We start from the raw sequence: 11020 nt of genomic DNA on the forward strand, positions 1-11020 counted from the left end.
CATCGACCGGCGCAGCTACCAAGCCACCACCAGTATCGACATCGTCATCCCCGACCCTTGACGACCACACCAACCACTTAACTGAACGGCGTTGCATCTAGTTGCCGAGCATCGGTCCGGCCGCGGAAAACGTGAACAGTCACCGTGTGCGGGAAGCCGGCCTCGTACGGGCGTGGGCCGCTCCACAGCCCACGCAACTCACCCGTCCTCAGGCCCGTCTCCTCCAACAACTCCCGGCGCGCCGCCTGTTCAGGCGTCTCGCCCGGCTCGACACGACCACCCGGCAGGCTCCACTGGTTCGGAGACACCAAAGCTTGATCATCACGATGCTGCAGGAGCACCGCCTCCGAAGAATCGACGAGAAGTACCAGCGCAACTTCATAGGTCGCCACGACGAGATCGTCCCAGACCCGCTGCCACCTGTCGGTGCAGCAGACCCACCCGGTGTCGGCTAGCTGCTGCTAGAACCGCGCGGATCGCCAGGAAGGCCCCGCGATCTTCGGCGGTTTGGTCAGCGTGGGGACGATGGCGTGCCAGGTGGCATGCCAGGCGCTGGGAGGAAGTGCCAAGGTGGCGCACACCTCGCCCGCCAGTTCCTCGGCGCTGCGGCCGCGCCGCAGGGTGTCGACGAAGACCTGGTAGTCACCGTCGACCTGAAGAGCGACCCGGAACAGCTCCTGATCGCGGTAATCGTTGGCGACCCAACTCGGTCGGAGGTTGTAGGTGAGCAGCCGCTCGCGGTCCACGTCCGTCAGAACCCGTCGTCCGGCCACGCGCTCAGGCGTCTCCCACGAATGATCCGCGGCCACCCGTGCGACTTCCACGTCGTAGTCCGCAGCGACGAACGAGACGCCCCGCATCATGGGCACCTCCAGCGACCAGTCCCAGTGGACCAGATCGCCATCCCGCGCGATGGTGACGTCTGTGGATCCGCAACCGTGCACACCGCACACACATCGAGCGATCGCAACGGTGCGCAGCTCGGAGTCGGCCACGAGACGATTGGTGGGAACGAGGACGTGGTACGGGTCCATCCCGAGACCCGCTCCGGCAGAGGTCATCTCCGTACCGTTGACCCAGACCTGCACCTGGAATCCGCCGCATACGCCGCCAGGCACCGGCGCTACCTCCAGACGGAGAGAATCGGTTCCTGGCCGGCGGGCGACTCCTCCACCTGCTGCAAGGGCGAAGCCTGGAGGGACAGTGCCCGGATACGGGACCCGTAATTCCTCAAGCGACTTGCCGACGAGATCGCCGATATCCCAGGACGAGTCACGCACCGATGCACCAGCGAGCTCACGCAACGTCGGCGAGTCCAGCCCGTCGATCAGCGCCTGGCAAGCGGCATGGATCAGGTCCGCCAAGCCGTACCCGGTGTCGGTGTTCCAATGCGCCACAGCGTCGTACAGGCGCTGCTCCGCGGACCCGCTGCCCTTCTCAGTCACGCCAGCCATCATCCACAGCCCCTGTGAGGACCGCACCACGGTTTCTCGTCTGCCGCCCTCGGGTCAGCCGCACCTCGGCCAGTCGCTCATCACCCGACTGACAACCTGGGCCCCCAGTACTGACGCCTTCGGGTTCGCCGAAGAGCCTTCCTAAGGCTTGTCAAATCAAGCTTCGGGGTACCGGCGCTTCCGGAGGCATCTCGACCCGATCATCAACAAGGCGGCAGCATCACGGAACGGTGCCCCGCCATAGTCGAGTGCGCGGATCTCGACATGAGCTGGCACCGCCCGACTGACGACCGGGACAGCATGGCTGACATCTTCGGGAAACGATCTGTCGTCGTCCACGGGTGTCCGAGAGGTGGCGACCTCAGTCGTCACTCAGATTGTCGCTCGCTATGGCCGGCAGCCTCTCGGCGGGTCTACGGCTACCCTCACGCCATGCAAGCCCTCTTGGTTGATCTGCTACCGATGACGCTGTGGCAAACTGGCAACCTCTACGCCGGAGGACGACTGCACTTCTGCGTAGGTTGGAGCGATGAGCGGACCGTCGAGTGGCAGGGGCGCCAGATTCTGGCTGGGAAACCCGGCGGCGCTGCACGGATCAATCAGCGCTACTTCCAGCCCGAGCAAGGTGACTAGGGCGTGCGCCCACGCTCAGCTTGGGAATCGCGTTGATCTACACGGGGCGTAGCGACATTCTGGGGGCAGGCGGCACGCGGCGTCTCTGCCCCGCTGACCGGGCGTATCGCGCTGCCCCACACTGACCGCCGCATCGGCACGCTACGGGCACGGTCATCTGACGCCGAGGAGGGTCGTCATGGCGTTGGTCAAGAAGGGCTCTCGGCTCATAACGGTTGACGGGGTCACCTACAGGTGGCGAGTACGCGGCAAACCAACCTATGCCCAAGGGCTATGTGAGCGACCACTCACTATCGCTGTAGAACAGGCCGATTGCAAGGGCAGGGTGTTGCTGGTCAGCATGCCCCAGGACCATCCAAGTAACTGGATTGGCGGGCCGGCTGTGCCCGTTCTCCCGTCGGCGGTCGCTGCGATTGTCCGCAAGGCATTGGCGGAGGGATGGCAAGCTACCCCGTCAGGCACGGCCTTCCTTATGACTGCGCCCGTGGGCTGATGACACGACGCTTCGGTGACCGGGCCACGTTCGCGGTGGAGATGGGCGAGGTCGAGCCGCACCAACTCCGCGTCGTCGACCTGTGGGCGGCTGGCAGGAGGCTGACCACCGAGGACAACTACGCCTTCCTCCCGTTCTTCATCCGCGTTATGCGGTCGAGCGCGGCGCAGGTGCGCCGACGCGACGTCAAGCCCTGTCCCTTCCCGGGCCGCACACCGCAGGAGATCTTCCGGCTGCTCCACGCAGACGACACGGAGTTTCGGGAGCAGTTCTGGTTCATGCAGTGGGGCGAGACCGTCGACAACGTCTCCAAGTACGCCTACCTGGACGACGACCTAGTGATCGTCTTCGCGTTCTGGCGGCCAGACCATCCCTTTCCGGACGACCTGGGCAAGGTCTTCGTCGCCAGGATCCCACCGGTAGAGTTCGTGGCCACCGTTGAGGAAGCAGCCGATCTGCTGGACGCCGAGTTGGTCACGTCAACCTGACCGCGAGCGGCCGCCGCACGGTAGGCGGACTTCACCACCCCCGGTAGCTCCCTGTCCCAGCGACGCTGCCGGACCACATCGTCGGCAAGTGCCTGCCAGCCCGAGTATGTGTCCGACAACACCGGAACATCGTCAGGAACGGGCAGGCTTCCGATCCACGCGAACCCCGGCGGCACCGCATACCAGCTGCCAATCGACAAATGAGCAAGACGCCCGTTATGGGCATGATGATCAAGCGTCAGCGGCTCAACGCCGCGCAGCTCGTCCAGGCTCGGCCGGTCCACCGAATGCCAACGCAGCGCATACGCCGACGTCACATCACCATCGGCACCCGTGACCTGACACGCCCCAAACCCACCGTCCAACAACCTCATCACGGCGACATCGCCGGCACGCACCACTCGATCAACCACCCGGCGAAGCTACCCGACCGGCACAAACACTCGCTCGCCCGAACCGTGCCGCGACGCTAGACCGTGTCGAGTCCCTGGCCATGCAGGAGTCAGCAGTCGAGCCGCGGCGACCAGGGCTATCAGTTCCAGGCGCGATCGAACGCCGGCGCTGTCGGTTCTGTGCGGATCTGGCAATGCCGGCAATGCCCTGCCTCGAGCGTCACGTGTCTACCAACTGCGGCTCAGCGTGACGCACTGTCATCGGCAGTCGCGGACGCAGCGGCTCCTGCTCCCGGCCGACGTCTTCGTGTCCGCCGACGAGGTCGCCAAACTGAAGGGCCTGGTCAGGGCGCTTCGCGTGGGATCGGCGTCTCAGATGACGGAACCGTGACGGACTCCGGCAGGCTCGCCCGCAATGCTTCACATCGGTCTACAGCAGACCTACAGGCGTGGCGTTAGGCGACCCGAGACACCGGCCGGCGCCAGCCATCCCTGAACAACACGCCTGACCACTTCGACCTCTACTGGGAGGTCACCCCGCACCGCTCGACCGACATCACCCCAGGTCAAAGCGCCTCGTCTCCGCCCGGCATCGGTGAGCACTTCGGGCGCGGAGACCACTTCGCCAACCTGCACCCAATCTGCTCCCAGCTGCAAGGCCAGGCCAGGCCAGGCCAACGACTCCTTACCGCCTTGACCCGCGCACACTCCCCTACCAGGCGACATAGAGCGCTGTCGACTGCTGGGCAGAACCGCAGAGCACTCCGCGGGAAACAGGACGCCGCACCTACCTTGACCTGCGGATACTTAGAGCCGCAGGATGGGGTGGGTGCAGTTGAATGCCGTTCGCTGCCGTTGGGCGCGGTTCAACGCTGTTCCGTGCAGCCGGTTGCTCCCCATCTGCTCCCCTAGTCGCGGCCGGACAGGGCGACGTGTTCCTGGCTGAGAAGCTCACGCAGTCGGGTGCGCACCACCAGGTCGTGTAGGGCATCCACGGCTGCCGGATCTACGCGCTCGGGCAACACCGAGATGTCCCGGGCCGTCTCCAACTCGGCGCGCAGCCGCGACACGTCGGTAGCGAGCCGCCCTGCAACGCCCGCGGGGAGCGGGCCATGCTCGGCCTCCCGTTTGGCGGCAATGAGATCCGGTACGTACGACAGCCTCGTTCCGAGCACGGCAAGGTTCGTCTCTACGCGGCCGGTCTGCATCAGGTGGATCCCAGTGAGCAGGACCCGCAGCGTGTACAGCGCAGGCTTGAGCTGCCCGGTTTTGGCGTACAACTTCTCCTGAGTGGCCGCGAATCCGAGGTAGTGGTGCGCATGGTGACGGGTGACCAGTCGCGGGGCCAAGGAGATGAGTTCGGCGTGCACCGCAGTGGTCACAACCACCAGCGGTGACAACAGCTGCTCCAGAACGTACCCGTTGCGGCTGTTCAACAGCTTGACGAACTTCAGCAGATCGTGGCTGACGACGTCCAACTCGACACCGTCGCGCACGCCCATGTGCTGCAACGTCTGCGGACCGGTGCGCAACCCGACGACCTCCTCGGGCGAGAGCAAGTGCACGGCCCGCAGATCCAGATCGGAGTCGATGGACGCGAATCCGTACAGATGCGCACCGCTGACGGTGGCGAACAGCAGCGGACGGGGCAGGACGCAGGCTGCCTCGGCGGCCCACGGCGGCACCTCGGTGGTCACTACAGGTTCCTTTCCCGTACGGCCGTGAGCAGCCGATCCACGTCAACCCGGTCGGGTTGGTCGGGCAGCGTGGTGGTGGCGGTCGCGTCGGCGAGCTCAGCCAGTAGGTCCGCCGCCCAGGCGGCAACCTCATCCCAGGGCAGCTCGCCACGCCGCACCGCGAGCAGCCGGTCACGCAGGTGACGAACGTCGACCAGCACCTCCCCGGTACGCAGCACATGCGCCCCGGCGACCAGCAGCCGGATCATGTGCATGGCCTGCTTGTGGTTCGTCTCGCCGGTGCGCTCACGGCGTGCCGCCACTCGGTTGAGCTGATCCCGGGCGTAGTTGCCGTAGGTCTCCGCCACCCGCCTCGACAGAAACGCCTGCCGTGCGGCCAGCAACCATTCCCCGTCGACGGTGATTCTCTCGACCAGCGGGGACCAGAGCACCTCCAGGACTGTCGGGTTGCCCTGCAGGGCCAGGACGCAGAAGCGTTCGAACTCCCAGGAGAACTGCTCCACCGCCGGACCGTCGAGGTGAGTGGGCGGCTTGTCGAGGTGCCAGAACGCCCGCGTGGGCGCTACATAGACGCCACGCCGGTCGTAGTCGGAGTCCCGGTCATGCAGCCCGTACGCCCGCGACCCGACCACAACGGCGAGAACCGTATGCCGCTCAACAAGATCGATCACGCCCGGGACGCTACCCAACCACCGCCCCGCACGCGCCACCCTTTTCGAGCACTCCGCGTCCGTGAGGTTCGGCTCTTCGACGAAGAAGTGCTCATGGTGGTCCGGCCAACCTGCGACCCAGGCCCGTACTCGTCGCCGTAGAGCACGAATCTCGGCATGGGCAGACGTCACCGGAGCGACAACCAGGATCCCAGTGCTGACCCCTTCGGTGTGAACGAACGGCTCGGCTCAACCGGGGACGTCCACGACGACCTTGCCCTCGGCGGTGCCGTCGGCGACCAGCCGATGGGCGTCCATGACCCTGTCGAGCGTGAACGTGCGCGGATCCAGTCGCGGGCGCAACGCACCAGCGTCGGCCAGCGTCGCGATCTCGCGCAGGATGTCGCCGTGGTGTTCGCGGCCGCGCCCGGTGAGCATCGGCAGCAGGGTGAACACGCCGGAGTAGGTCGCGCCTCGGAACGACAGCGGGGCGAGCGAGTGTGAGCCCCAGCCCAGCGCGCTGACGACGTGCCCGTGGTAGGTGCGTACCGCCGCGAACGACGCGTCGAGCGTCGCGCCGCCGACGTTGTCCATCACGATGTCGAAGCCCTCGCCGCCGGTGTACCTCTCGACGTACTCCTCGACCTTGCTCGCTGTGTAGTCGATCGGCACCGCGCCCAGACTCTCGATCACCCGCAGGCTCGCCGGCCCGCCAGTGGCATACGCCTCGGCGCCTCTCGCCTGGGCAAGCTGCACGCCCACGTGTCCGACACCGCCGGCACCGCCGTGCACCAGGACCTTCTGCCCGGCGCGGACTCCGGCCCGGTCGACCAACCCCTCCCAGGAGGTGACCGCCGCCAGGGGCAACGCGGCGGCCTCCCGCATCGAGAGGCTCCTCGGCTTGTGGGCCAGCAGTCGAGCGTCCACGGCGGCGTACTCGGCCAGCGAGCCCTGGAGGTCGCCGACGCCCCCGCACAGCCCGTACACCTCGTCTCCCGGCTCGAAGCCGGTCACGTCCGCGGCGACCGCCGCGACGACGCCGGCGAGGTCCAGGCCGAGCACCGCAGGCAGCTCGACGCGCGCGTGCGCGGCCTTACCTGCCTGGATCTTCGTGTCGAGCGGGTTGACCCCGCTGGCGATTACCCGCACCAGCACCTGCCCGCGCCCGGGGATGGGTTGATCGATCTCCTCGACCGTCAGCGGAACGTCGAACTCCCGCAGCACCGCAGCGCGCATAACCATCCACACTCTCCGTGATCGAGGCTTCACGTGGACGCTATCCGACCGGATAGGCGGCGGGGCGGGTTCCTCGGACCGCGCCAGCGCCGCAACGGGCGGGCCCGAGCGCGGGTCAGTCGTCTTCGGCGCCGTCGAGCAGCGCGCGTCGCAGCGCCAGTCGGTGCTTCCGACGGATCTCCGCCTCCCGGTACCGTCGCCGGTCTCCGTCGGTCTCCGGTAGCAGCGGTGGCACCGTCCGAGGCTGGCCGTCGTCGTCGATGGCGACCATGACCAGGTGGGCGGTGGCCACGTCGGTGGGCGGCACCGCCCGGTCCCACCGGTCGGCGGTCACCTTGACGGCCACCTCCATCGAGCTGCGGCCGGCCCAGGTGATCCGGGCATCGACGTGCACCACGTCACCGACCCGCACCGCGCGGAGGAACGCCGTCTCGTCGATGGCGGCGGTCACCGCCGGCCCGTCGGAGTGCCGGGCTGCGACCACACCGGCGACGGAGTCGATGAGGTTGAGGATCCGGCCGCCGTGCACCGTACCCATCAGGTTGGTGTGGTGCTGGTCCATGATCTGCGAAAGGGTCAGGTGCGACGCCGACGGCGCGCGGCCGGCGATGGTGGTGGTGTCGTGCACAGCGGTAGTCCGTCCCTCGGGAAACCACACCGCCGGGTCACGGACACGCTGACGAGGACCTGGCCGTGCACCACACGCGCGGCCCGTCACCCGCTCAGCCCACCCGCGAGACCGACGGCAGCGCACACGGTTGTGTACGCGGCGCCGGCAGGTCTTCGGACTCGCGGGCCTGACCGGTCGCGCCGGTCGCCTACTGGCCGTCGCTTCCCAGGCCACTGGCCCAGTGCTGATGACGGCGGTCGTTCCCACTCACCGCTGCGGGGCAGCCCCGGATTTTCACCGGGTTCCCTCTTACGACGCCCCGCCGGTCACGACGGGGCGAACCAGCGCCGTCGGCGAGCATAGCTGGCCAGGGAATGTGTCCACCCGGGGCGTCCTGCCGCGGCGACGGATGACCTGATCGTCAACTTTTGCCATCTGAGGAAGAAGATCGTCAGCTCTTGAAAAAAGTCTCGCGAGGGTGAGGATATCCAGATGCGTCGTCTCCCCCAGACTTGCGGGCGGGTGGTCTCTGGCCTCCTCGCGTTCCTCCTCGCCTCGGCTGTCGCTCTCCTCGCGTCCGCCCAACCCGCCGCAGCGCACGGGACCCTCGCCATGTCCACACCGGCGAGCGGCGCCACAGTGCGCGAGCCGTTGACGGAGGTGCGGCTCTACTTCACCGAGAAGGCCGCCGCCAACGCGTTCTTCACGATCACCGCCCCGGGCGGCGTCCGTGTCGACAACGGCTGGTCGTATGGGGAGCCGAAGCCACTGGACAAGCCGGTACGCGAGTACTTCCTGGTCAATGGGCAGTTCGAGCCACGGGAGTACACGACGGGGTTCCCCGCGGTGGTGTCCGTCGCCCACCTGCCCGCCAAGGGCCAGTACTCGGTGAGCTATCTGTCGGTCGCCTCGGACGGCGACACCGTGCGGGGCACCCTGACCTTCCGCCACGACGGGCGGGTGACGGCAGCGCCGAAGGGGTGGAGCCCGCCGTCGACCCAACCGGACCCGGCTCTGGTGGCCGCCACCGAGCAGCACAACTCGTCCGGGCAGGCCTCGGCGGTGCCGACCACCGCGGACGATCCGTCGACCCCGCCGGCTGCGGCGGCCCCGTCGACCGGGTCGACCGAGGAGAGCGGTCCCGGGGCACTGGTCTGGGCCGGCTGGGCGGCGGCGGTCGCGGCGGTCGGGGCGGTGGCCGGGTTCGTCGTCTGGCGTCGCCGATCCGCCGGCACACCCACCGGCCGGGGCCGTACCTCGGCGGCGACCTCCGGTCGACGCGGCGGTGGCGCCCGTGCCACGAACAGGGCCGGCGCTGGCAGGACCGTCGGCGGCAAAGCTGCCGGGGACAAGACCGTCGGGGGCAGGGCCGGCGCTGGCAAGACCGTCGGGGGCAAGACCGGCGCGGCGACCGGCGTCGTCGCGCGTACCGCGAGCGACAAGCGGCGGCCCGCCACAGTGCCGGCGGCGCGCAAGGGCGACACGGTCGTCACGGCCCGCGCGGGCGTTGCTGTCGATCCGACGCCTACCGATCAGGTGACCGAGGCCCTCGCCAGCACGGACGGCGAGGCGACGGTCGACACCGGATCACGGCCCGACACGGACCTCGCCGCCGCGACGCCTGGGTCCCGGTTGAGCAACACCCACCTGGCGCTGCTCGTCGGCGGGCTGGTGATCGCTCTGCTGGCCGGGTTCGGGTTGGCCCGTATCGGCACCGCCGACGAGAGTCCGGCGACCGGCAATTCACGACCGTCGGCCGGTGGACCGTCCGACTCGGGGCAGGTGGGCTCGGCGACCGACGGGCACCAACACCCGGCCGGTACGGGGCCGCACACGCATCGGGGTGACGACGCGACGGGCGCGACGCTGGCAACCGGCACGACGGTCAGCGCCGGTGGGTACACCCTGCAACCGCTGGAGCGGTCCCAACCCCCCGGTGTACCCGCCGACTACCGGTTCCGCATCGTCGGGACCGACCGGCAGCCGGCAACGACCTTCGCGGTCGTCCACGACAAGCCGCTGCACCTGATCGTGGTCGGCCGTGACCTGTCCGGCTACCAGCACCTGCACCCGACGATGGCACCCGACGGCACCTGGAGCGTCCCCCTGACGCTGGCCCGGCCCGGGGGCTACCGCGTCTTCGCCGACTTCTCCGTCACCGCGACCAACGGCACCCAGATCCCCCTCGTGCTGGGCGTCGACCACACAGTGCCCGGCGCGCACACCCCGGCCGCGCTGCCGCCAGCGGCGGCACAGGCTACGGCTGGTCCGTACGCGGTGTCGATGACCGGCACCCCGACGGTGGGGGTGACGGCGCCGATCCATTTCCAGGTCAGCGCCGACCCGACCGTACCGGCGCAGTTGGAGCGGTACCTGGGCGCGTACGGGCACCTGGTCGTGGTGCGTGAGGGCGACCTCGGCTACGTGCACGTCCACCCCGAGCAGGAGTTGGTCGACGGGACTGTGAAGTTCTGGCTGACCGCGCCGAGTGCAGGCCGGTACCGGGCCTTCTTCGACTTCCAGGTCGCCGGCACTGTGCACACCGGGGAGTTCACGATCAACGTTCCCTGAGTCCGGAACTTTCTCCGAGCTGCGGCCGACCAACCTCCCAGCAGCAACCATCGGAGGAAGATCACATGCGCACCACCAGCCCGAACGCTTCACGCCGCCGCTCGGCCGCCATGCTCGCCGCCGCGATCCTGACGGTGGGCGTCGCCGGCTGCGGCTCGTCCGACTCTCCGTCGACAGCGCAGGCGAGCCCGCCCGCGTCGGCCTCCGCCAACCCGGACGCTGGTGTGCTCGGCATTCGTGACCCGTGGGTGAAGGCGGCCGACAAGGGCATGACTGCGGCCTTCGGGACGCTGGTCAACGACGGCGACACCGATGTCACGGTGACGAGTGCCACGACTTCCCTGTCGCCGATGGAGCTGCACGAGATGGCCATGAAGGACGGCAAGATGGTCATGCGGCAGAAGCAGGGCGGCATCGTGATCAAGGCCAAGAGCACGCACGCCTTGGAGCCCGGGGGCGACCACCTGATGCTGATGAACCTCACCAAGCCCGTTCAGGCCGGCGACGAGTTGACAGTCACCCTGACCTTCGCCGACGGCAAGACCCAGCAGTTCCGCGCCATGGCCAAGCCGTTCACCGGCGCGCAGGAGAGCTACGCCCCCGGGCACGGCGAGCCGATGCCGGGCATGAGCCCCACGCCGGGGACGAGCATGAGCCCGGCATCGTGACGCAGACACCACAGGTCCGGCCGGTGAGCAGGCGCGCCGCAGGGCGGCGGAGGCCGACGCGCCGCCCGCTGATCCGGCCGTCGAGCCCGCCCCGGCGGTCACCACCGGATCCCGACCAGCGGTACGCC

The 11020-nt window shown here is 68.5% G+C and carries 11 protein-coding genes and 1 riboswitch; of the genes, 5 read left to right on the forward strand and 6 right to left on the reverse strand.

Translation table 11 applies throughout. The annotated features are described in order from the left end of the window. Positions 1-77 precede the first annotated feature (77 nt). Both AB0C20_RS31795 and AB0C20_RS31800 read right to left on the reverse strand, forming a co-directional pair. The gene (locus AB0C20_RS31795) at positions 78-392 is read right to left on the reverse strand and encodes an NUDIX domain-containing protein (RefSeq protein ID WP_357177138.1); all 315 of its coding nucleotides are present in this window, start codon (positions 390-392) and stop codon (positions 78-80) included. Between the two features lie 69 nt (positions 393-461). After that, entirely contained in the window at positions 462-1445 is a 984-nt protein-coding gene (locus tag AB0C20_RS31800; RefSeq protein ID WP_357569372.1) for a hypothetical protein, read from the reverse strand. A 441-nt stretch (positions 1446-1886) separates the two neighbouring features. On the opposite strand from AB0C20_RS31800, the gene AB0C20_RS31805 reads away from it, so the two are divergent. The 3 genes from AB0C20_RS31805 to AB0C20_RS31815 all read left to right on the forward strand — a co-directional run bounded on the left by AB0C20_RS31805 (position 1887) and on the right by AB0C20_RS31815 (position 3541). Then, positions 1887-2087: a hypothetical protein gene (locus AB0C20_RS31805; RefSeq protein ID WP_357177142.1), complete on the forward strand. Its 201-nt coding sequence runs from the start codon at positions 1887-1889 to the stop codon at positions 2085-2087. A 492-nt stretch (positions 2088-2579) separates the two neighbouring features. Next, positions 2580-3068 carry a hypothetical protein gene (locus tag AB0C20_RS31810; RefSeq protein ID WP_357177144.1) on the forward strand — a complete coding sequence of 163 codons (489 nt, stop codon included), beginning with the start codon at positions 2580-2582 and terminating at the stop codon, positions 3066-3068. Positions 3069-3268: 200 nt separating this feature from the next. Further along, a complete protein-coding gene (locus AB0C20_RS31815) occupies positions 3269-3541 on the forward strand; it encodes a hypothetical protein (RefSeq protein WP_357569373.1) in 273 nt (90 codons plus the stop codon). 827 nt (positions 3542-4368) lie between these two features. Here AB0C20_RS31815 and AB0C20_RS31820 read toward each other — a convergent pair. The 4 genes from AB0C20_RS31820 to AB0C20_RS31835 all read right to left on the reverse strand — a co-directional run bounded on the left by AB0C20_RS31820 (position 4369) and on the right by AB0C20_RS31835 (position 7671). Next, a complete protein-coding gene (locus tag AB0C20_RS31820; protein WP_357569374.1) occupies positions 4369-5157 on the reverse strand; it encodes a nucleotidyltransferase domain-containing protein in 789 nt (262 codons plus the stop codon). Further along, positions 5157-5828, reverse strand: a complete 672-nt coding sequence (locus AB0C20_RS31825; RefSeq protein WP_357177148.1) for a nucleotidyltransferase domain-containing protein — start codon at positions 5826-5828, stop codon at positions 5157-5159. The genes AB0C20_RS31820 and AB0C20_RS31825 overlap by 1 nt, the downstream gene beginning before the upstream one ends. A gap of 228 nt (positions 5829-6056) precedes the next feature. Then, positions 6057-7049, reverse strand: coding sequence for a zinc-dependent alcohol dehydrogenase family protein (locus AB0C20_RS31830; RefSeq protein ID WP_357177151.1), 993 nt, complete (start codon positions 7047-7049; stop codon positions 6057-6059). Positions 7050-7158: 109 nt separating this feature from the next. Beyond that, positions 7159-7671, reverse strand: a complete 513-nt coding sequence (locus AB0C20_RS31835; RefSeq protein ID WP_112588799.1) for an acyl-CoA thioesterase — start codon at positions 7669-7671, stop codon at positions 7159-7161. Positions 7672-7799: 128 nt separating this feature from the next. Next, a riboswitch (cobalamin riboswitch) is annotated at positions 7800-8014 on the reverse strand. A gap of 131 nt (positions 8015-8145) precedes the next feature. Between AB0C20_RS31835 and AB0C20_RS31840 the strand changes: the two genes are divergently transcribed. Together AB0C20_RS31840 and AB0C20_RS31845 are read left to right on the forward strand one after the other, a co-directional pair. Further along, the gene (locus tag AB0C20_RS31840; RefSeq protein WP_357569375.1) at positions 8146-10224 is read left to right on the forward strand and encodes a copper resistance protein CopC; all 2079 of its coding nucleotides are present in this window, start codon (positions 8146-8148) and stop codon (positions 10222-10224) included. 65 nt (positions 10225-10289) lie between these two features. Further along, positions 10290-10892: a copper chaperone PCu(A)C gene (locus AB0C20_RS31845; RefSeq protein WP_357177155.1), complete on the forward strand. Its 603-nt coding sequence runs from the start codon at positions 10290-10292 to the stop codon at positions 10890-10892. The last annotated feature ends 128 nt before the right edge of the window (positions 10893-11020 follow it).

It is taken from the genome of Micromonospora sp. NPDC048843 (assembly GCF_040649965.1).
Lineage (GTDB): Bacteria > Actinomycetota > Actinomycetes > Mycobacteriales > Micromonosporaceae > Micromonospora > Micromonospora hortensis.